The following is a 21,833-nucleotide window of genomic DNA, read 5'->3' as shown; positions in this document are numbered from 1 at the left end:
CCTAAGAATAAAACAAAGCCTCTTAGCTATGAAACTAAGGGGCTTTTTTATATGGTTCTTTGTCAAATCGTGTGGGTGAATAAAATCTATACATGTAATCAAGAGGAATTAGGCCATTCTTTAGACGGCTTGGTTCCTCTTCTTTTTTTGTTCAAAAGTGTATTTATGAATAATCAAAATTCTTGCTTTGAAATGGTAGAAACTACGGTATCCGAAGGCAATACGTTTAATGACTTTAATGTTATTGTTAATTCCTTCGAGTACTCCATTTGTATAAGGAGTTTCGATAGTATTTTTGACATAATCTTGATAATGAGTGAGTGTTTTTAAAGCTGTTTTCATTTCGTGTGAAAGCAGATCAGAGGGGTGTTGAATGGCATGATGAAATATTTCAAGGTTACGAAGTTTAATAGCCTGTTGGACAGTTTGGTAGAAATCATAAGTCTCCTTTAGTTCAGGGTCTAGGGCTAATAAAAAGTCAATAATTTCTTGTTGAGAGATCATCTTTTTGAAGCAGTTGGAATAGAAGTAATGAGTGGCATTAAGATCTTCTTGGGCTTTTAAGAGAAGTCGCCAATAATGTTTGAATTTATTATAAAACTCTTTATTTTGATTCATGAAACGAATGCGTGTTTTATTAAGAGCACGAGAGACTAGTTGAACGATATGAAATTTATCTAAAACAATCTTAGCCTTAGGGAATACCTCTTTAATGAGTGTCATATAAGGGGCGTACATGTCAATGACGACGTGGGTTACACCTTCACGAGCTGCTTTAGAAAATCGCATAAAATAAGTCCTTAGTGTACTTAAGCGACGGTCTTCAACGATATCAATTAGCTTTCCATTGGACGCATCACAAAAAATGAAGGACATTGCTCCCTCGGCCGATTTAACCGACTTAAACTCGTCAAAACAAAGAACTTTTGGGAGAGAATTAAAGGGAAGCGGCTGTTCTTCATAGGAAGAATGAATGACGCGGTTAACGGTTGAATGAGAAACGTTAAGCTCACGTGCAATATCTGTTTCGGATTTCTTATGACTAGCTTCTAAAAAGATGGCTTGTTTTACGGGAGTGGAAATAAAACAATTAGGGTTAACAAGAGATGTTTCTAGGGTAAATGTTCGGTCACAATGACGGCATTTATAACGTTGTTTTTTTAAGTCTAGATAAGCATCAAATCCGGAAATTTTGACTAGCTTAATACGTGAAGTTTTGACTAGCTTAATACGTGAAGTTTTGAAGCCGTGTTTAATGATATTTGAGTCAAAAGAATGACCACAGTGGTAGCAATGAGTCGGTTGAAAAGAAAGAGTTCCCAAAATAAGTTTAGAACGAACATTCTTAATCTGAGTTTCTTGGATACAATTTTTTGAAAAAGTAATATTTTTATCTTTTAAATCAAGTAAAGTTGAGATACAATTAGTGTGAGACATAAAACCAATCCTTTCGTGTTGTTTTAGCCGATTACATTGTATAGGATTTTGGGGACTATGTCTCTTTTTTTGTCTCAATATTTATGGCAATCAAAAAGGTGTGAGTAATCCCACCCACACCAAAAATTATAGAACCTTTTATATAAATGAAAGCGACATTTCTCATTGAAAAATGCGGTCGTTCCATGAAGGGTTAGGTGTTTTTTGAAAGAGTTTAATTCTCATGAGTCTGGATAACTCTTGTAGGGGAGAAGGAGAAATGGTCGCTAAATTCAGTTTATTATTGATAATGTTTGTTTATGAAAGGGTTCTAGTATTGATGCTTATTTGGAGGTAAAAAGTGATACTTTTTGGCGAACTTTCATATAATGTCATATATTGAAGGTTAGGAGGGGAGTGCGAAAAATGGAAACGAAAAATTTGGAAGCTGCCTTGGAAGTCATCCCATTTTTAGAACTACCTGAAGGAATTAGAATCCTTGAGGTGACTCATTCCTCGCCCTTATTCACTCCGGTGTTAGGGTGTGTAAATCTTTTAGATAATAAAAAGATTGATTTATGTGTTGTAAATAGTGGGGAGATGACATCCAATGTTTTAGGCTATTATGAAAAGATTTTTTTTCACTCGTTAGGGGGGACGCATGAAACGCACTGGAATCAAGCGTATGATGTGGTCCTTATTCCCGATGCGCTAAATACGCTTAGTAAACAGGAGGGGGAAGCATTATTACATTGGCTTATTCAACGTGGAGTTTCTTTAATTTATGCCCTAGTTAAAGACGATAATTTGGATCAAACGTGGACAATACCGGATTTTAAATCTTTTGATATTTCATTCTATCGATTACCTAAACTAAATCAGAAATTAATTAAAATTTATCCCGCTACTTCTAAAGCGGTGAAACCCTTACAACCCATGATGAAATCAAGGAATCCATTAACGATCCTTTATGTTATTACTCACCGATCGTTAACCGGAGGACTTAAAATTTTATACGAACAAATGAAGTTTTTACAAAAACTAGGATACCGGATTAAACTGATGATCCGTGGAGATTATGATCGTATTGTACCAACATGGGTTGAGGATTTCGTTCCGGATGAGGAGATTATTCGTCGACCTTACGAACCTTACTTAACTGATGATTTAGAAGCCGATATTATATTTGCGACTTTTACCGGAGAGTTTGAAGAATTGGTCAGTGACCGCATCCCTGTATTTTATTGGGAGCAAGGGCATGAGGCGTTATATGGTGATGTTCAATCATTGCAATCTGAGGTGATCCTAAGAAATAGATTAAAAAAACAATTTTCACACGACATTTACTATGCGACGAATTCGTTATACGTGCATGATATTGTTCAAACTCGGTTTGGAAAAAATTCATATATCTTTCCTATCTATATCGATACGTCTTTCTATTATCCGGAAGTTAAAAAGGAAAAGGAAAAGTTAACTATCTTATTAGTAGGAAATCCGGTGCTAAAATTTAAAGGATTTGTCAAAGCCTTAACCGTATTAGTTAATGTTTGGAATCGCGGATTACGTTTTAAAGTAGTGTGGGCATGTCAAGTCAAACCAGAAGTTAGTCCGGTTCCTTTTGAGATTGATTATCAGGTAAATGTTTCTCAACTAGAATTGGCAAAAGTGTATCGAGAGGCGGATATTTTACTTAGTTGCTCTGATTATGAAGGAGCTGCTATGCCGCCACTAGAAGCGATGGCTTCAGGTGTATGTGTGGTGGCAACCAATTGTGGAGGGATTATGCAATACGCCCAACATGAAAAAAATGCCCTTATTTCACAAACGCATCAAGTCTCTGAATTGGCCGATGGGTTAACACGGTTACTTACGAATCCGGCGTTAAGAGAGAGACTCATTCAAAATGGATTAAAGACAGCGCAGTCTTTAAGTTTTGAGCGTGGGATCACCCAACTTGAAAATATTCTTCAAACAATTGTGGATGATTTTCAATGGAAGAAGCAAGTGAATTATTCTCCATATAAAGTGAGTGTTATTATTCCGGCTTATCAAGTAGAGAAATATATCTTAAGATCAGTGTCATCGGTTTTACGGCAAACATTCAAGGACGTAGAGATAATTATCGTTGATGATGGGTCGACTGATTTAACGGCTAAACTAAGTGATGATATTGCGAAGGCCTATCAAAATATCCAAGTTATTCATCAAAGTAATTTAGGATCGGCGAAAGCGCGTGAAGTCGGGGTTCAGATGGCGAAGGGGGAATATCTTTTATTTCTTGATGCAGATGATTGGCTCGATAAGGAGGCCTTAGAGAAATTGTATACGCAAGCGACGCTCGAAGAAGCGGATATTGTCCTTTTTCAAGCGGTACTTGTTATCGGAAATAAGGGGTATGAACTGAATATTTTTAGTGGATGTCCCGAAGAGATTGCAGCTACACCAGTCCTTCATTTCCTACAGGATAAAATTAAACCTTCGATGTGTGCAAAATTTATTAAACGAAGTTTTTTGAATGAACATCAGATTCATTTTCCCGACATATCGTATGCAGAAGATGTTGTTGTAACAAGTCGTTTACTACGATATCATCCTAAGCTTAGCTTTTGTGATCAACGATTTTATTATTATGACCAACGAGAAGGGAGTTTAGTTCATTCGGTGAATGAAACGCGTTTAGAAATATTCAAGGCCTTAGAAGAAGTGGCTAATGTTTTAAAATGTTGTCAATTATATGATCGCTATGAAAAAGAATATATTAACTTTGCATTCCAACACTTATCACCTGTAAAAAAAGTATGTCTAGAAAATCAAGAATTAAAGGCGGCATTTGATTCGCAGTATCAGCATTGGCATGAGAAATATTTGAATGGAAAGTTTATTATCGAGCAGAAGGAGGGAATAGATAGTGATTAAGGTGAGTGTTATTATCCCGGCTTATCAGGTAGAGGATTATCTGATTAGAAGTGTTTCATCAGTCTTAAAACAGACACTTCAGGAGATTGAAATTATTCTTGTTAATGATGGTTCGACCGATAAAACCGCTAATTTATGTGATGAGTTAGCACAAATGTATCCATCGATTAAAGTGATTCATCAAGAAAATCAAGGATCGTCTAAAGCACGTGAAGTCGGTCTTGCCCAATCTACGGGCGAGTATATTTTATTTTTAGATGCAGATGATTGGTTGGACCCTAAAGCCTGTGAAACCCTTTATCAAAAGGCAGTAGAAACTGAGGCGGATATGGTCATTTATCAGGCCTTTTTAAAAGAGGGTGGACGCGATCATCCCCTACGAATATTTTTTACTTCTGAGGATGAGATAAACCGAGATCCAATTTTCTGTTTCCTAAACGCGCAACTTGCTCCTGCTGTTTGGGCGAAATTTATGAAACATACTTATTTAAAGGGAACGGGATTGAATTTTCCCCCACTATCTTATTCGGAGGATGTCATCATCACGTTGCGTTTACTATTAGCTAGACCAAAAATCACGTTGTTAGAGGAACCTCTCTATTATTATTATTATCAACGTCCAAATAGCCTTGTCCATGTGATAAATGAGCATTGTCTTGAAATTTTTGAATCGTTAGCTTTAGTGAGATTGGATTTAAAAGCGAAGGGACTCTATGATCAATACCGTACACAATACCTTCATTTTTCAGAACTCCATCTGTCTCCTGTCCGTCAAAAGGTTAAACGCAACCCGCGATTAAAAGAAACGTTTAATCAATTATATGAAAATTGGAAGAGAGAGAATGTGGAGGCGTGAAGATGAATCAAACGTGTATTTTAGTATTAAGTTGTGATTGCTATGATGATTTATGGGATATCTTTTATCACTGTTTCAAAAAATATTGGCCCAACTGCACATTTCCAATTTATTTAGCGACGGAAACAAAAAGCTATGATAAAATACCAACACTTTGTGTAAATGAGCCTGTTTGGACAACGCGTATTAAGAAAACGCTCGAATTACTTGATACCAAGTATGTAATTATTTTATTAGATGACTTTTTTATTCGGAGTCAGGTGAATGAGGAACGCATTCAGTATTGCATCGATCATTTTGGAGAAAATACAGTGATGTTTAACTTTGAGTTAGAGTATAGTCCGAATATTAAAACCGATTTAACTGGATTTAATTTACGGCCACCAATGGCTCCATACTTACATAGTTGCCAACCGGGAATTTGGAAGCGAACAGAGCTCATTAATGAATTAAAAATTCCTCAAAATCCGTGGCAATGGGAGTTGATGCGTTTTTCGACAACAAAAAAATACTACATTAATGCAACGAGAAATCCGATTATAGATATTGGAAATTACCATCAAAATAAATTTAGCATTGTTCGTGGAAAGTGGGCGCGTGAGGTGATTCCTTTCCTTGAAAAGGAAGGGATCAACGTTGATTATTCTAAACGTGGTTTTTTTGAGGAATAGAAAAGAAAAGGTTGATCGAATGAGGGATGTGAGATCGATGTTTAAAGATAAAGTATTATTGATTACGGGAGGAACGGGGTCATTTGGAAATACGGTAGTTAAGGCGTTTCTTCATCAAGGATTAAAGGAAATTCGTATTTTTTCTCGCGATGAGAAAAAACAAGATGATATGCGGAAGAAGTATCACAATCCCAAATTGAAATTTTATTTAGGGGATGTTCGTGATTCAGATCGTGTCAAAGAGGTGATGCGTGGAGTTGACTATGTGTTCCATGCGGCTGCCCTAAAACAAGTACCATCCTGTGAGTTTTATCCCATTGAGGCAGTAAAAACGAATATTTTAGGAACCGAAAATGTATTAAATGCAGCAATTAGCTGTGGGGTCAAAAAAGTAATTTGTCTTTCAACTGATAAAGCTGTTTACCCTATCAATGCGATGGGGATGTCCAAATCGCTTATGGAAAAGACGTTTATTGCCAAGGCCCGATTGCTTGAAGCGGGACAGACCGTGATTTGTGGAACTAGATATGGGAACGTTATGGCTTCCCGTGGATCTGTAATTCCATTGTTTGTTGATCAAATTAAAGAGGGGCATCCTGTGACAGTGACGGACCCGCATATGACACGTTTTTTGATGAGTCTTGATGAGGCGGTTAAGCTTGTCATGTTTGCGTTTGAAAATGGGGAGCAAGGAGATATTTTTGTTCAAAAGTCCCCTGCGTGTACGGTCGAATGTTTAGCTAAGGCTATATGTGAGATTTTTGGTGTTGATCCTCTCATTGACATAATAGGAACGCGACACGGAGAAAAGTTATACGAGACCTTAGTTTCGTCGGAGGATATGCTTGTTGCCGTGGATTATGACTCCTATTATAAAATTCCATGCGATAAAAGGGATTTGAACTATCATACGTCGGTTAATACGGCCAAATCGCTTGTGGAACAGCAAGCCTATACGTCGCATAATACGTATCGGTTAACTATAGAAGAGGTAAAGGAAAAATTGTTAAATCTTCCTTATATTCAGGAGGCATTAAAAACTAATCGAGGGGATGATTTTAAATGAACGTACTTGTAACGGGGGCGAACGGATTTATTGGAAAAAATCTTGTGGCAACTCTTAAATCTTATCAACAATATAACATCCTTGAGATTGATAAGGGGGGGACCCCTTCTGAATTAGATCAAGCGGTACTTCAGGCAGATTTTATCTTTCATTTGGCGGGGGTCAATCGCCCATTAAATGAGAGTGAGTTTTTTGAAGGAAATGAGGAATTAACGAAACGAATAACGAATGTTTTAATGGCACATGAGAAAAATACTCCCATTTTGTTTACTTCATCCATTAAGGCTGGTGATAAAACTGCCTATGGAAAAAGTAAGTTATCCGCGGAAGTGGCGTTACAACGCTATGCTGAGAGGAATTTAGCGAAAGTATATATTTATCGGTTACCTAATGTTTTTGGAAAATGGGCACAGCCCCACTATAATTCGGCTGTCGCCACCTTTTGTTATCAAATAGCAAGGGATGAGCCTATCTGGATTAAAGATCCAAATCTCCTATTAAATTTAGTGTATATTGATGATGTCTTACACCAGTTTCTAGAAATCTTGCATGAGGATTGTCGTAAAAAGAGTGGCCTGTTGACTGTCACACCAGTTTATTCTTTGACACTAGGGGAATTAGCAAACATCTTAACGGGGTTTAAAACTAGTCGTCAAACAAAAGAGGTGATTCAAACAGATAACTTATTGGTAAAAAAGTTATATAGCACCTACCTTAGTTACTTACCTGAAAATGAATTGAGTTATCCCTTAATTATGCATAAGGATACACGTGGGTCGTTCACTGAATTTATTAAAACATCTAATCGAGGGCAATTTTCGATTAACTGTTGTAAACCGGGTGTCACTAAAGGGAACCACTGGCATCAGACCAAAATTGAAAAATTTCTGGTCGTGAGTGGGTATGGATGTGTGCGATTACGTTCCATTTTTAGTCATGAAATTTTGGAGTATGAAGTCAATGGAGAGGACCTAAAGGTGATTGATATCCCTGCAGGATATACTCATCACATCGAAAATACTGGGGAAACGGATTTAATTGTTATTATTTGGTGTAACGAGTCTTATGATGAAACTCACCCAGATACCTATCCCTTGGAGGTTTAAAGCGACAAAGGGTTTAGAATTGTTCATTTTTATGAAGACTTCGGCAAGTAAGATTAATAATTTCCGTGTTGATAGTTGCTTTCCCCCATTTTATAAGGAAAGTGAATTTGATTTTTGCTCATTCATCCTTGGTGAGGTTATAAATAAGAAATGTTGTTACATACTAACAGTGTGTTTTCAAGTGGAAAATACACTGTTTTTTCATGCTCATTGAAAGGAGCGATAAGATGCAAAGTTATCTAGAGAAATTATTTCTTGTAGAAGGAATTGCCTTCGCGATTATTGGCGTCTTCTTTTTTATTTTCCCGCTTCAAAGTATTATTAGTCTGAGTGCGTTAATCGCGTTAATGTTTATGGTTATCGGTGTGATGACGATTGTACGAAGTAAGGGTCGTGAAGGACGTTTCTTTTATATTTTTAATGGATTAATTAATATTTTATTCGGATTAACGCTATGGCTTTATCCAATTTCAACGCTCGATGTCCTGGTGTTAGTTTATGGGATTTGGGTGTTAGTCCGAGGAATCTATTTAACGTTTTTATCGATTCGTAACGGTTACTTTGGACTCAATATTTATACGGCGGCCAATGTTATTTTTGTTATTTTTGGGGCGTTGGTCGTATTCCAACCATTTAAGGCGTTGATTTCTGCCCCATATTTTATTGGAACGGCACTTATCATTACAGCTTTAGGTGAAATTTATTTAGGAATTAAACTAAAAAATACATACCGTTAAAAAAGGGAACCCAATTTGGTTCCTTTTTTTGATCTCATTCTTTTATATTCGTCAAAATTATGCTATGATGAGAATATTTCAAGTAGAGATGGTGATGATGGTGGAATTAATATTAAGTCGAAATCGGGCGGTTGGGCCAGAGAAAAAAGTTCACTTTATTCGACATTTTTTGAATTTAAAAGCAAGCAATAGTCGGTATACGGCGATCTCGTATGAACGGGATATTTTAGATTTCTTTCAAGTCGAGACAATAGAACAGATTACACTTGAGCAAATTATTGCGGTTAATATGTTTGATGTGGAGCACTACTTGTTAGATTTGAGGGGAAAAGGATGTGCAACAGCGACAATTAATCGAAAGGTGTCTTCGTTAAGTTCACTTTATAAGTGGTTGTTAAAATATCAGGATAACAAGACGGGAACAGCGTTGCTTCGGTTTAATCCATTTGGTAATTTAAAAGAAGAAAAGCCTAAAGTGACATCGAAAGAGACCGAGTTCTTAACGGAACAAGAGTGCACGCAGTTGTTGGCGATTTTTGATACAACCAAATTGGTCGAGTTAAGAAACAAGGCCATTATCTATTTAGCCCTGACGACCGCCCTACGTAAATCGGAATTGATTCATATTCGATTGAAGGACCTTGCTACTTATGGGGAATACGAGGTCATTCATGTTGTACGAAAAGGAAATAAGCGGGACATGGTGAAGGTGCAGGCACCGGTGAAGGCGTTGATTGATGAGTATGTGGCACGAACAGGGCGTGATTATGACAAGGATGCATCCAGTTATTTGTTTGTGGGGCATTCACGAAATAAACGTAACAATGAAAAATTAGATCCGAGTTCGCTCAATTATATGATGAAGACGGCGTGTCAACGGGCGGGGATTTCAAAGCATTTGAAGGTGCATTCGACACGGCATACGGCGATTACTCTCGCGATTCGTGGAGGGGCAAGTATTGAGAAGGTGCGTGATTTTGCGGCCCATCAAAACATTGCGACAACGAATCGATACGTTCACTCCGTGGATAAGTTGAAAGAAAATGCGGGAGATTTAATTCAGTTTTAATGGTGAACTGAATGGTATGGCTGGTATGGATCCAGGAGTGATTGGAGACATGCGAGCCATTTTTAAATGGAAAAATTCACTGTGCCCCCATGAATCGAACAGTTATATTTAGTTAGGGGGACTCCCCTTTAAAGGTTATTCATAACTTTTGTTTTAGCTTAATCATGTGTACGAATTGCTTGGGGCCTACGGCGGGTGAAGTCCTTTTTTTGCCTAGGGAGGGAAGCTCATTTTCTATAAAATGTTAAACAAGAGGGATCACACCTCAGATGGCGGGAGCGTATAAATAAGATAGAAGACTCAATGAAAGGGAGAGAAACTATGGCAACATTTACTTTGGATAATTGGGATTATGATGACACAAGCCCAGATAAATATATACTGAATGGATGGACGGGAAGTACCACGGAAAAGGAAATCTATATTCCAGGGGGGGTATAACGGACGACAGATCAGTTTAAAAGACCTTAAAATTTTCCCATCTTCGATGACCCACCTACAACTAGAGGAAGTGAATGGTAAAAAAGTACAATTAGAGACAGTGGATTTATTGGACTCTTTTAAAGAAAATCGAACGGTTATTAATTTAGATTTAAGCGGTTTAGATACGAGTCGAGTAACGAATATGAGTGCAATGTTTTCCTGGTGTTCTTATCTAAAGAGCCTAAACGTAAATGGCTGGAATACAGAGAATGTGCAAAGTATGTTTGAGATTTTTAATTATTGCAGCAGCTTATCAAATTTGGATGTAAGTGGGTTTCAAACGGGAAATGTGACCAAAATGGGTTCGATGTTTTCAAGATGTATCCAATTAAAAATTATTGATTTCAGTCAGTGTCATTGGGTAAGCGTTCCAAACAACGTATTTAACTTTTCATCAACTGCCCCCCTCGTATAATAAGTTTATGCCCTTCTTTATGGGCGTTAATTGTTCTTTGAAAACTAAATGATGGCTTAATTCTTCTTTCCGTCATTTCAGTTAATTGGTTACCCTCTTTTTGTCTGAGATTTTATCGGACATCCCACCATATAGGTAATGGAATTGGATCCATCAGGAATATACTTTCTCCCCCCTGTAGTTTGACTACTTTTAAAGACTGTGACCCAGACCAAAACTGTTCGGCATACGCACAAGCTGTATCGATTCGTCCCATGTTCCTCTTCTTAGTAGGCTGGGGGCAGCACTCATGGGGCGATTCTTTAGAATACTTATACACGAGGTTGTCGCCATGTTTTGGGCCCTAGGGATATCCGTCCGCATCCAAGTTTATTCCAAATTTATCTCAAAGAAAGGAGGTCCTTTCCATGAAATTGTTTGTCGGTATTGATGTGAGTTCTGAAAAGCTTGATGTTTGTTTTCTAGATAGTTCAGACACCACTCTGAAGGAAGTCACACTTCCTAATAATCTAAACGGTGCCTCATCTATCAAGGAATCTGTTCTAACGTTTCACCACTCTTTTAACTATGAAAAGATTGTGATTGGAATGGAGTCCACCTCTATTTACAGTTTTCATCCTGCCACATTTTTATCTGAGGACACTGACTTAAAGTCCCTTGGATGCGTGGAAGTTGTCGTTCAAAATCCGAAGTCTATCCATCGATACAAAGGCCTTTTTGAAGAGGATAAAACCGACCGCATTGATGCCTTTCGTATTGCGGATTTCTTACGCATTGAACGCTTTAATAAGACGGTTTTAAAAGAGGAGCGTTACATCGCTCTTCAACGGTTGACTCGTTCGAGATACCAACTCGTTCACCAATTAACCGAATGTAAACAACACTTTCTTGAGAACCTTTACTATAAATGTAATACGCTCTCTAAGGAACTTGATACTTCTGTTTTTGGTGCCACCATGCTTGATCTTCTCTCTGACTCGCTTTCACTTGATGAAATTGCCCAAATGGAGTTAGAAGATTTAGCCCTTCTCTTACAAGAAAAGGGGCGCGGTCGCTTTAGTGACCCGCAAAAGATAGCTAAAATGATTAAGAAAGCGATTCGCGACTCTTATCGTTTAGCCCAAGTCGTCCAAGAATCAGTGGATATGGTTTTAGCTACTTATGCGAGATTAATTCAAACATTGAAAAAACAAATTAAAGATTTAGAAAAAAGCATTGTCGCTTTATTTGAGATTGTTTCAGAGGTCCAATGCTTAAAAAGTATTCCAGGAATCGGTGTTGTCTATGCCGCTGGAATTGTCGCTGAAATCGGTCAAATTGAACGCTTTGAAAACGAAGCTCAATTAGCCAAGTATTGCGGCCTTTATTGGAAGAAGAATCAATCTGGAAACTTTGAATCGGAACGAACGCCCATGACACGAACAGGTAATCAATATCTTCGATATTATATGGTTGAAGCTGCCAACTCTATAAGACGTCATGAAGACAGTTACCGTCTCTATTATCAAAAGAAATATGATGAAGTTCCGAAATTTAAACACAAACGAGCCCTCGTCCTTACCGCTAGAAAATTTGTGCGTTTGGTGGATACGCTACTACGTAACCGCCAACTCTACACGCCAGAAAGGAGCGTATAACTCAAAGGCTAACAACTGTTGCTTTTGAATCCTTTCTGTTCTGGCGCTAGGCTAATTTTTTTAGAGATTAGCTGAGGGTCTAGTTCAGTGCGCCTAAATTTTTAAAATCTTTAACTATTTTTATCAATTAACTATTTGACTTAATACCACAAGTCTTATTGTAATATCTCCGTCTCAAGGGATTAAAGGCTACAATTTTTCATCCATTCGTCCCTTATCTTGGGCAACATTTAAGGCGAACGATGGAGTTTTTTCGGATGGATCAAAGGAAAAATCAATGCAAGTTAATCAGTACGTCTATGAGAGTCGTGAGGCATTAGAGACTGTAGGCTCCTCGCAAAATCCGGCTTGTCCTACGCGGTGTTTCCTAGAATGGAGGTCAGATGTTTCGTTATCTGATCTTCCACTAGAGGAGTTGGTAGGGCAAAGCTACCATGCTGTGTGGTGGCCGTATAGTTCAAGGGGGCGGACCCAACATCACAGGTAAAAGTGAAGAATAATTCATTTCTAACATCAAGGAGGATTTCTTTTAATATGAAGAAGTCCTTTTTATTTAGGCTAAGGGTGGCACGCTCAAGATGGGGTGAGCGTATAAATGAGATAGAAGACTCAATGTAAAGGAGAGAAACTATGGCAACATTTACTTTGGATGATTGGGATTATGATGACACAAGCCCAGATAAATATATACTGAATGGATGGACGGGAAGTACCACGGAAAAGGAAATCTATATTCCAGGGGAGTATAACGGACGTCAAATTAGTTTAAAAGACCTTAAAATTTTCCCATCTTCGATGACCCACTTAGAACTAGAGGAAGTGAATGGGAAAAAAGTACAATTAGAAACCACCAACTTATCGGAATCTTTTCGTTATAGAAGTAAGATTATTCATATTGATCTAAGCGGATTGGATACGGGAAACGTCACGAATATGTATAGGATGTTTGATGGCTGTAGTGGGTTAACAAGTGTGGATGTGAGTGGATTTGATACGGGAAATGTCACGAATATGAGTTGTATGTTTAATGAATGTAGTGGGTTAACAAGTGTGGATGTGAGTAGGTTTGATATGACAAATGTTACGGATATGAGTTACATGTTTAGTGATTGCGGGGGGAGGGGGGGTAACGGACCTAAGTTTGAGAGGATTTCAAATGGGAAATGTCCTGAATATGAGTGGGATGTTTTCGGGTTGTAGCGGGTTCACAGGTTTAGATGTGAGTGGGTTTGATACGAAAAGTGTCACGAATATGAATTCCATGTTTGCTAGTTGTAGTAGGTTAACGAATTTAGATGTAAGTGGGTTTGATACGACAAATGTCACGGATATGAGATCCATGTTTAATGAATGTAGTGGGTTAACGGGTTTAGATGTAAGTGGGTTTGATACGATAAATGTCACGAATATGAGTTGCATGTTTGAGGGATGTAGTGAGTTAACGAGTTTAGATTTAGGTAGATTTAATCTGGAAAACGTTCAGTTTAAATGGGATACGTTTAAAGGATGTACTCAATTAAAAATTATTGATTTAGGGCAATGTCAGTGGACAACTGCGGATAATTTATTTGGATTTCAATCTAATATTCCGCTTATTATAATCTCCCCGTCTATCGGTATTCAAAACTATGATTTTTCAAACATTCGCCCACGATCAGGTTTAAAATATAAGGCAGGTCAGGGAAGTTTTCTCGGAGGATTAAAAGAAAAAACGGAATATCCAGGTCAATATGTCTATGAGAGTCGGGAAGCATTGGCAAGAGCAATCCCGGATATAAATTTGTCTGAAAGACCAAACTATGCAACATATTTCTTCCTACGGTGGGACGCTAAACCCTTATCAGCGTCTAATTCTTTGGAGGAATTGTGGAACCGAGCGAATGGTAGCTATACGGCAGTTTGGTGGCCCGCCGATGTGAAACTTCGTTCACGTTTTTTCCGCTGACCAAGTTAAGGGTCGTTTGTATTTAATGCCAAGGAGGATTTCTTTTAACATGAAGAAATCCTTTTTATTTAGGCCAAGGCTTGCACGAGAAGGGGAGGTTGACCATATAAATACGATAGAAGATTCAAGAAAAAGGAGAGATATGATGGCAACATTTAATTTGGATAATTGGGATTATGATGACACAATCCCGGATAAATATATCTTAAATGGGTGGAAGGGAAGTAGCACGGAAACGGAAATCTATATTCCAGGTGAATATAGTGGGCGCCAAGTTAGCGTCAAAGATCTTAAAATTTTTCCAAGCTCTATGACACACCTACAACTGGAGGAAGTGAGTGGGAAAAAAGTACAATTAGAAACCACTGACCTATTAGAATCTTTTAAAAATAACCAGACGGTCCTTAACCTGAATTTAACTGGACTAGATACGAGTCAGGTCACGAATATGTCTCAAATGTTTTTCGACTGTCAAGAAATGACGGATTTAAGCTTAAGTGGTTTAGATACAAGTCAAGTTACTGATATGAGTGCGATGTTTTATAACTGCAGGGGATTAACAAGTTTAGATGTGAGTGGATTTAATACGGGGAAAGTAACGGATATGTCTAACATGTTTAATAGCAGTAGCATAAGGAACCTAGATGTAAGTCAATTTGATACGAGTCAGGTCACGAACATGAATTCCATGTTTTATGAGTGTGCGGGTTTAACAAGTTTGGACCTGACGAATTTTCAAACCGGGAATGTGACCGATATGAATTCCATGTTTTATGGGTGTTCGGGTTTAACAAGTTTGGACCTGACGAATTTTCAAACCGGGAATGTGACCGATATGAATTCCATGTTTTATGAGTGTGCGGGTTTAACAAGTTTGGACCTGACGAATTTTCAAACCGGGAATGTGACCGATATGAATTCCATGTTTTATGGGTGTTCGGGTTTAACAAGTTTGGACCTGACGAATTTTCAAACCGGGAATGTGACCGATATGAATTCCATGTTTTATGAGTGTGCGGGTTTAACAAGTTTGGACCTGACGAATTTTCAGACCAAGAATGTGACCGATATGAATTCCATGTTTGCCTATTGCGGTAACTTAACGAGTTTAGATTTGAGTCGATTTGACACAAGTCGGGTCACGGATATGACGGGGATGTTTTTAGACTGCTCTGGCTTAACGAGTTTAGATGTGAGCCAATTTGACACAGGTCAGGTCACGGATATGACGGGGATGTTCGATTACTGTAATAGCCTAACGAGTTTAAATGTGAGTCAATTCGATACAAGAAATGTCAAAGGTATGAATGGGATGTTTTCCGACTGTTCGAGTTTAACGGATTTAGATGTGAGCCATTTTGATACAGGGAATGCGACGAATATAGGTCAAATGTTTCAGAGGTGTAGTCGTCTGACTGCTTTAGACGTTAGCCATTTTGATACAGGGAAAGTGACGGATATGAGCTCTACGTTTCAGGGGTGTAGTCGTCTGACTGCTTTAGATGTGAGCCATTTTGATACAGGAAAAGTGACGGATATGAGTTCTATGTTTGCCCAATGTTCCGGGTTAACCGATTTGGACTTGAGTCATTTTCAACCCGAGAATATCACAAATATGAGTCAAATGTTTAGTGGGTGTAGTGGCGTAACAATCCTGGACTTAAGTGGATTCAAAACGGCTGTGGACCCAAGTGTGGATGAGATGTTTAGTGGGTGTACAGCGGTAAAAATTATTGATTTTGGTCAATATAAGGCAAATACGATTCCAGATACTATGTTTTCAAACTTCACATCGGATGTTCCATTTATCATAATCGCCCCTTCTCAAGGGATTCAAAATTACGATTTTTCAACGGTTCGTCCATTATCGATGATGGAACTAACGACGATTAAGGGGAGTTTTCCAAATCAATCGAAGGATGAAACAGCACGTCTTAATCATTATGTTTATGAAAGTCGGGAGGCATTGGCGGATGGCATTAGCAATGCACAGGACGAGCATCGCCCCTTCTATCCAACATATTATTTGTTGCGATGGGATCCTAACGGGTTAAGCTCAGATTATCCAGTGGAAGAACTATGGAACCGAGCGAATGGTAGCTATACGGCAGTTTGGTGGCCCGCCGATGTGAAACTTCGTTCACGTTTTTTCCGCTGATGATCTGGTATTCAAAAATATAGACCTCCCTTTTGTTTTATTTTCTTAAGTATATTATTTTTTTCCAGGGGGCTGAATAAGTTAAAGAGAAAGCTAATTTGTTTTTTCGGGGGGAAGTAAGATGACGCCTGCTAAGGAACTGCTAGGGAGAGCCATTGAAGAAATTAAGGAAAATTATTTAGATTATCAATTTATAACTCATCGCGATGTGACATGGGTGTTGCAAAAAACAATGAGAGAACTCATTAAGAAAGAGGGTTACCCCCTTGAGGTTTATCATAACTATCCACTTGGGCGTGAGCGTCAGAGCCTTAAGGACTATGAATTGGTCATCGTTGCCCAAGGGATTAATTATCGCCATGTGTTGTCTAAAGAAGCATCAGTTGAGCTCGTGGTCCGACTCCTCTTTGAACCATCACGTCATCGTGAGGACATTTGTGAGTACGCCTTACCCTATGTGTTATCGCCTATGCTTGTAGATGAAAGAAAGGAACTCCAATCATTAAAAGAAAATCGATTGACGAGGGAGACGCAGCTCCTTTTGATTGACGAAGGTTCCCGTCATGATTCGGCGTTTTTTGAACCAGGAACCATACGTAAGTGGGGAGACTACGGAGATCATGGATTAGATGTGTCAGTTATTGAACTCGACTGATACGCCTCTTAATTGAGGGGGAGGATCTAAAATATGTCCGGCCGCTCAATAAAAGGAGGACATCTGGCCTTAAAAGACAAGACACGGGTTTTAGACGGTTATCCGAAGGTTAATTATTCGGACGAATCACTAGAAATGGAGACTAAAAAATAGCGAAAGACTACGAGGCCTTCCCCTTTCTGGGAGGGCTCATTTTTTTAGATGCCGTTTCCGATACATCGTGATATGGGAAACGTATGGAATCGATGCACGCCTTGATTTCATATTATAGACCGGGATATGTTATAAGGGCCAATCTTGGGGCAGCTAAAACAACCCGGCTTACGAAAGGATAGGGCCCATTTTTTTGAATGATGAACAAATCGTTAGTTTAGGGGTAGGACATCTTATAAAATTTTTTAGTGTTTATCGCACGTTTGTGTCCTCTCAGAGATTGTCATTAATTTAGATTTAACAAGCTACCTGTTAACACAAAATCTCACTCTCGTTCGACTTTCAGTCATGGCCATTTGATGGGGAGTAAATTTCTCTATAAGTCAACGGTACGGTTTAGTGATGGAACAACCCGCGCAAACCGTCTAAAAACAAGGTAAGGCGGTGGGAGAGTCATTCATGAGGTATAGTTTAAATTGAACTTAGAGAAGCTCCACTCTCAAAGAAGTGTAAGTGAATCTGTGCAACGGATATCAAGTTCTTACCTGTGTATAACGGCTCAACGCTATTCGAACCGTTTATCCTTGGTTTCCAACGTCGCACTTATCCCAATTCCCTTTTTTACACGAAAATCTCAAATCGGCGAAGTTTTTTTCTGTATAGGGATAAAAAAACCTCTATTTCTCTTATTCCAATATTTAACTCATCTCTTCACTTTTTTCTCGCTTATTTCATTCCCCGTTCCACCTTGTTTTTTTTGGAAAATTAATCCTAATACCATTATATTCAATATAATTAAAGTTATATTGAATACAAAACTTATTGGATTGAGTGTATACTTTTTGTTTACATAAGTATACTTGTTGTATATTGATACAAAAACAAATGTTTACGCATGTAAACATTTGTGGCGCGGATAAGTGGAGGGGTAGAAAAAAGAATAAGAATGAGGTATAATAGAGAAAAAAGAAATAAAAAAGGTGAGAAAATGGCGGATACAGTATTAAGTGTACGAATTGATGAGGAATTAAAACAGCGATTTATTGAATTAGCACAGGAAACGGGAGTTAATAATAAAGATTTAATGCAATTATTAGTGGCGCAATTTGAATTGAATCAAATGGGAGGAGAATCCCAACAATTTCAACAAGAAGTTGAAGAATTACAACAAATTACAAAACGCATGACGGATATTTATATTCATCTGATGGAGCGCCAAAAGATTCGGGAGTTAGCTCTTAAAAATAAGGAGAATCAACAATTAATTAAACAAGAAGAAGAAATTGAAAAGCTAAAAGAAAGTCTCGAACAATTAAGCGAAAAAGAAAAGGTTATTCAACAATTAAAAGACGAGGTAAAAGGGTTAAAGCAGACCGTGACGACGTATAAAGAAGAAGAAAGGAACTTCAAGGATTTAAACGATTTGTTGCGTCAAAAAAATACAGAATTAGAGCGAGAAGCGGCGCAAACCAAAGTGATTCTTGACTCAGCAAAGGCCACACGAGAAGAAGTTGCTAAACTAAAGGCAGAAGTAGCAGATCAAATGGAGGAGATTAAGCGGTTAACGACTCAATTAGAGTTAAAAAGAAACGAAATCAAAGCGCAAGAAGAAAGACAACAAGCCTTACTCGTAAAAGAACGAGAGGCATTAAATCAACACCTCGAAATTGTAAAAAAAGAGCAAGCATTAAACTATCAAGAACTAAATCTCCAATTAAAAGCAGACTATTTAAAAGAAATAGAACAACTAAAAAAAGAAGAAGAGGCCAAAAGAGCATTGTTACAAGCGGAGTATCAAAAAAAACTTGAAAAAATGAGAAATCTAACTGAAGAAGAATCGTGAGATGAAAAAAGGTGATTCCGTCCTTGAGAGAATCACCTTTTTTCATCTCACGATTGGAAGTATTCGGATGATAGTGCTGGATTAAATAGCTAGAAGGGAGACAGTGCTGATACGAAGATTTATATTGTAGGGAAGTCTGAGAGAAAATAAAATAATTTAAAAATATCTTGAAGACAAGTTTCCTAGCTCACCGATGGCTCTTAAATTTGAAACGGTTAATTACTAAAAAGTAATGTTAGAAACAACGGATTTAAGGAGCTCTCTTATTAGCAGAACACCATTAAACATCATTGATTTAAGTGGTCTAGATACAAGTACTGTACAAGATAGGAGTTATATGTTTAATGGTTGTAGTGAATTGCAGGAGTTCAATCTTGCATCATTTAATACGACAAGGATGAGCAAAATGGATGATATGTTTACGGGGGAGTAACCTTAAAAACATTGATTTAATGTTTCGAATGGTTCACCTATACATTTGGCTTGAAATATAATACGAAACTTCTAGTCTTACCCCCTTCGACTGGAATAAAAGTCTATAAATTTTCATGGGTTCGTCCATGTTAAGTGTCACGTTTAGTGCAAACAGTGTTTTTTGGAAGATGGAATCACGATAAGAACAGCAGATTCGAATTATGTGTATGATGAGGGTGAGGCGTTAAAGGCGACTCACCTTTTCTATATTCCTTTCTTAAGAAAAAGATTGAGATTCATCCCTCAAGTATCATAGTTTGTGATAAGTTGGCATAGATTAATTAAGGGAACAGGGTTTAAGTTCAACAAGCGTCTAGATAATGTCTCTTTATTTAGACGGATTTAATCTGAGGTGATGAAAATGATTTATAAGTTTATTAATTATTTGAAATCAGTATCAGTTGAAGGAGAGTACGGGGTGGAACATTTACGACACAATCCGCCTTATTATGAAAACGATCATGTGTGTTTAGAAATTAAAGAAGTCGCTCATAATGAAATCTCAGTCCAAGTGAAACGATGTATGTTTCCAATCCATCACATCCATTTAGAATTTTTAAATCCGATGGAAAATATCAAAGCACAATTAGATTTGAACGGGGACATTCATCCATTTTGCGAAGAAGCAAAAAACAGTCCTTGTTATATTTGTTCTGATTTAGGAATTTACGCGTTGGGGATGGAAACTAGCGAATCAAATCAAGCATCCTTTTGGGTGAATGCCCGTGAGATTTCGGTGGATATCCCGCTACATGAGATGAATCACACAAGCGCACGATTAGTTTTTGAAAAATATTTATCGGTTCACCCTAATCAAGAGATTATTTCACGCTTTAACCAATTGCTCATGACTGGAGTGGCCCAATAAAGGCAACCGTGGGAGGAATTATGAAAAAAAGAGTCGGGTGTATTTGTTTAGTGGCAGTCCTGACCCTCTTTGGAGGATGCGCGACGACCACTCATTTAAACGAAGAAGCACGGGAGAAATCGTCCAAACAAGTAGAAGAACAAGAAAACACCACAACGGTAATGTCTGGTCATTATCAGACACTGGCTCAGTCCTTGGATGCTTATTTAAAGGAACGCGCTTTCAATGGTGTCGCCTTAGTGGCAAGCGAAGGTGAAATGGTTTTATTACAACCTTACGGAATGGCAAATGTCAAGAATCAAGAAGCGATGAGTGTCGATCATCAATTCCACATTGCCTCGGTTTCTAAATCATTTGTCGCTGTGAGTATTTTACAATTAGTCGAAGAGGGGAAACTCTCCCTCGATCAAACGATTGAGTCGTACTTTCCGGATATGCCTCACGCCGATCAAATTACGATTCATCAATTACTCACACATACCTCGGGACTTTATTCTGGCGATGATTTAACCGATTACTCACGAGAAGTCTCGGTGATGGACGTCATTGCACCGGCATTTAAGGCATCAAACCTTTATTACGAAGAACCCGGAACCCAGTCTATTTATTCGAATTTAGGGTACGACGTGTTAGGGGCGATTGTTGAACAAGTGAGTGGACAGACGTATTCAGATTATTTAGAAGAACACATCTTTCAACCGGCAGGGATGACGGATTCTGGACTGAATGTTTCAGGTGAAAAAATTGAGCATCTCGCCACCGCGTATAATGGAAACATTGCCAATGGGGACGAGGCTAAAGTCTTACACCCCTCGTTCGGTTATTCATCAGGAGGTCTCCATTCAACTGCGATGGACTTATACAAGTATGATCGTGCCTTACGGGAAAATACCCTCATTTCAGGCGAAAGTTATCGTCTCATGACCCAGGCGTATTCAACCATCGGAACCTCGGCTTATGGTTATGGATGGTTTGTCAATGCAGGGGTTGAAAATACCGTGTCACACACCGGAAATCTTATCGGTTGGCATTCAATGTTTTTGCGCCATCAAGAAGATAAAGTGACCGTTATTCTCTTAACGAATCATGATGAGAGTGATATGTATATGGCGTATAACTTTGCACGTTTAGTTTTAGCAGAGAAAGAAACTTCTTAAAATAAAAGAGCGCCGGTTGATGGAAGAATGTTAATCAACCGGCTTTTTCTGTCAAAAAATAAACACAATGACTTGTCATCATTCGCTAACTATGGTATAAATAGGAGGTTCATTTTAATAGACAGTTCATTCAGACCATCCTGTCTTAAAACAAAACTAGGCTCATATCGATAAAAACAACGGGTGCCTATAGGCGCCCTTTTTT

18 protein-coding genes are annotated in these 21,833 nt (G+C 38.2%); 17 read left to right on the top strand and 1 reads right to left on the bottom strand.

Annotated elements, in window-relative coordinates:
- Positions 1-120 precede the first annotated feature (120 nt).
- Positions 121-1,437: an ISL3 family transposase gene (locus AACH31_RS05845; protein ID WP_338617171.1), complete on the bottom strand. Its 1,317-nt coding sequence runs from the start codon at positions 1,435-1,437 to the stop codon at positions 121-123.
- A gap of 405 nt (positions 1,438-1,842) precedes the next feature.
- Between AACH31_RS05845 and AACH31_RS05840 the strand changes: the two genes are divergently transcribed.
- From AACH31_RS05840 to AACH31_RS05765, 17 genes are all read left to right on the top strand, one after another.
- A complete protein-coding gene (locus AACH31_RS05840) occupies positions 1,843-4,335 on the top strand; it encodes a glycosyltransferase (protein WP_338618078.1) in 2,493 nt (830 codons plus the stop codon).
- Positions 4,328-5,191: a glycosyltransferase gene (locus AACH31_RS05835; protein WP_161832482.1), complete on the top strand. Its 864-nt coding sequence runs from the start codon at positions 4,328-4,330 to the stop codon at positions 5,189-5,191. The genes AACH31_RS05840 and AACH31_RS05835 overlap by 8 nt, the downstream gene beginning before the upstream one ends.
- A 2-nt stretch (positions 5,192-5,193) precedes the next feature.
- Entirely contained in the window at positions 5,194-5,862 is a 669-nt protein-coding gene (locus AACH31_RS05830) for a hypothetical protein (protein ID WP_161832481.1), read from the top strand.
- A 37-nt stretch (positions 5,863-5,899) separates the two neighbouring features.
- A complete protein-coding gene (locus AACH31_RS05825) occupies positions 5,900-6,928 on the top strand; it encodes a polysaccharide biosynthesis protein (protein ID WP_262950470.1) in 1,029 nt (342 codons plus the stop codon).
- A complete protein-coding gene (locus tag AACH31_RS05820; protein ID WP_338618077.1) occupies positions 6,925-8,034 on the top strand; it encodes an NAD-dependent epimerase/dehydratase family protein in 1,110 nt (369 codons plus the stop codon). The genes AACH31_RS05825 and AACH31_RS05820 overlap by 4 nt, the downstream gene beginning before the upstream one ends.
- A gap of 227 nt (positions 8,035-8,261) precedes the next feature.
- Positions 8,262-8,771, top strand: a complete 510-nt coding sequence (locus tag AACH31_RS05815) for an HdeD family acid-resistance protein (RefSeq protein ID WP_161832478.1) — start codon at positions 8,262-8,264, stop codon at positions 8,769-8,771.
- A 94-nt stretch (positions 8,772-8,865) separates the two neighbouring features.
- Entirely contained in the window at positions 8,866-9,840 is a 975-nt protein-coding gene (locus tag AACH31_RS05810) for a tyrosine-type recombinase/integrase (RefSeq protein WP_338507409.1), read from the top strand.
- 511 nt (positions 9,841-10,351) lie between these two features.
- Entirely contained in the window at positions 10,352-10,738 is a 387-nt protein-coding gene (locus AACH31_RS05805; RefSeq protein ID WP_338618074.1) for a BspA family leucine-rich repeat surface protein, read from the top strand.
- 407 nt (positions 10,739-11,145) lie between these two features.
- Positions 11,146-12,375, top strand: coding sequence for an IS110 family transposase (locus AACH31_RS05800; RefSeq protein WP_338618071.1), 1,230 nt, complete (start codon positions 11,146-11,148; stop codon positions 12,373-12,375).
- 630 nt (positions 12,376-13,005) lie between these two features.
- On the top strand, positions 13,006-13,575 hold the full coding sequence (locus tag AACH31_RS05795) for a BspA family leucine-rich repeat surface protein (RefSeq protein WP_338618069.1): 570 nt from the start codon (positions 13,006-13,008) through the stop codon (positions 13,573-13,575).
- Positions 13,532-14,320 (top strand): BspA family leucine-rich repeat surface protein, encoded by a 789-nt coding sequence (locus tag AACH31_RS05790; protein WP_338618067.1) that lies wholly within the window; start codon positions 13,532-13,534, stop codon positions 14,318-14,320. The genes AACH31_RS05795 and AACH31_RS05790 overlap by 44 nt, the downstream gene beginning before the upstream one ends.
- Positions 14,321-14,369: 49 nt before the next feature.
- Entirely contained in the window at positions 14,370-16,478 is a 2,109-nt protein-coding gene (locus AACH31_RS05785; RefSeq protein ID WP_338618065.1) for a BspA family leucine-rich repeat surface protein, read from the top strand.
- 121 nt (positions 16,479-16,599) lie between these two features.
- Positions 16,600-17,133: a hypothetical protein gene (locus AACH31_RS05780; protein ID WP_161832016.1), complete on the top strand. Its 534-nt coding sequence runs from the start codon at positions 16,600-16,602 to the stop codon at positions 17,131-17,133.
- A 1,141-nt stretch (positions 17,134-18,274) separates the two neighbouring features.
- Positions 18,275-19,129 carry a hypothetical protein gene (locus AACH31_RS05775; protein WP_161832017.1) on the top strand — a complete coding sequence of 285 codons (855 nt, stop codon included), beginning with the start codon at positions 18,275-18,277 and terminating at the stop codon, positions 19,127-19,129.
- A 232-nt stretch (positions 19,130-19,361) separates the two neighbouring features.
- Complete coding sequence (locus tag AACH31_RS11795) at positions 19,362-19,562, top strand: BspA family leucine-rich repeat surface protein (protein ID WP_411040329.1); 201 nt, start codon at positions 19,362-19,364, stop codon at positions 19,560-19,562.
- A gap of 402 nt (positions 19,563-19,964) precedes the next feature.
- The gene (locus AACH31_RS05770) at positions 19,965-20,471 is read left to right on the top strand and encodes a hypothetical protein (protein WP_161832019.1); all 507 of its coding nucleotides are present in this window, start codon (positions 19,965-19,967) and stop codon (positions 20,469-20,471) included.
- 20 nt (positions 20,472-20,491) lie between these two features.
- The gene (locus AACH31_RS05765) at positions 20,492-21,628 is read left to right on the top strand and encodes a serine hydrolase domain-containing protein (protein ID WP_262950478.1); all 1,137 of its coding nucleotides are present in this window, start codon (positions 20,492-20,494) and stop codon (positions 21,626-21,628) included.
- Positions 21,629-21,833: the final 205 nt, after the last annotated feature.

It is taken from the genome of Turicibacter faecis (assembly GCF_037076425.1).
Classification (GTDB): Bacteria; Bacillota_I; Bacilli_A; order MOL361; family Turicibacteraceae; genus Turicibacter; species Turicibacter faecis.
Note: the sequence above shows the minus strand (reverse complement) of the source record. Positions and strands in the feature narration are given on the sequence as shown.

Bases quoted from the DNA above. Each gene is read 5' to 3' on its own strand.
- AACH31_RS05845 (WP_338617171.1), bottom strand. From the start codon at position 1,437: ATGTCTCACACTAATTGTATCTCAACTTTACTTGATTTAAAAGATAAA.
- AACH31_RS05840 (WP_338618078.1), top strand. From the start codon at position 1,843: ATGGAAACGAAAAATTTGGAAGCTGCCTTGGAAGTCATCCCATTTTTA.
- AACH31_RS05830 (WP_161832481.1), top strand. From the start codon at position 5,194: ATGAATCAAACGTGTATTTTAGTATTAAGTTGTGATTGCTATGATGAT.
- AACH31_RS05825 (WP_262950470.1), top strand. From the start codon at position 5,900: ATGTTTAAAGATAAAGTATTATTGATTACGGGAGGAACGGGGTCATTT.
- AACH31_RS05820 (WP_338618077.1), top strand. From the start codon at position 6,925: ATGAACGTACTTGTAACGGGGGCGAACGGATTTATTGGAAAAAATCTT.
- AACH31_RS05815 (WP_161832478.1), top strand. From the start codon at position 8,262: ATGCAAAGTTATCTAGAGAAATTATTTCTTGTAGAAGGAATTGCCTTC.
- AACH31_RS05810 (WP_338507409.1), top strand. From the start codon at position 8,866: ATGATGGTGGAATTAATATTAAGTCGAAATCGGGCGGTTGGGCCAGAG.
- AACH31_RS05800 (WP_338618071.1), top strand. From the start codon at position 11,146: ATGAAATTGTTTGTCGGTATTGATGTGAGTTCTGAAAAGCTTGATGTT.
- AACH31_RS05795 (WP_338618069.1), top strand. From the start codon at position 13,006: ATGGCAACATTTACTTTGGATGATTGGGATTATGATGACACAAGCCCA.
- AACH31_RS05790 (WP_338618067.1), top strand. From the start codon at position 13,532: ATGGGAAATGTCCTGAATATGAGTGGGATGTTTTCGGGTTGTAGCGGG.
- AACH31_RS05785 (WP_338618065.1), top strand. From the start codon at position 14,370: ATGAAGAAATCCTTTTTATTTAGGCCAAGGCTTGCACGAGAAGGGGAG.
- AACH31_RS05780 (WP_161832016.1), top strand. From the start codon at position 16,600: ATGACGCCTGCTAAGGAACTGCTAGGGAGAGCCATTGAAGAAATTAAG.
- AACH31_RS05775 (WP_161832017.1), top strand. From the start codon at position 18,275: ATGGCGGATACAGTATTAAGTGTACGAATTGATGAGGAATTAAAACAG.
- AACH31_RS11795 (WP_411040329.1), top strand. From the start codon at position 19,362: ATGTTAGAAACAACGGATTTAAGGAGCTCTCTTATTAGCAGAACACCA.
- AACH31_RS05770 (WP_161832019.1), top strand. From the start codon at position 19,965: ATGATTTATAAGTTTATTAATTATTTGAAATCAGTATCAGTTGAAGGA.
- AACH31_RS05765 (WP_262950478.1), top strand. From the start codon at position 20,492: ATGAAAAAAAGAGTCGGGTGTATTTGTTTAGTGGCAGTCCTGACCCTC.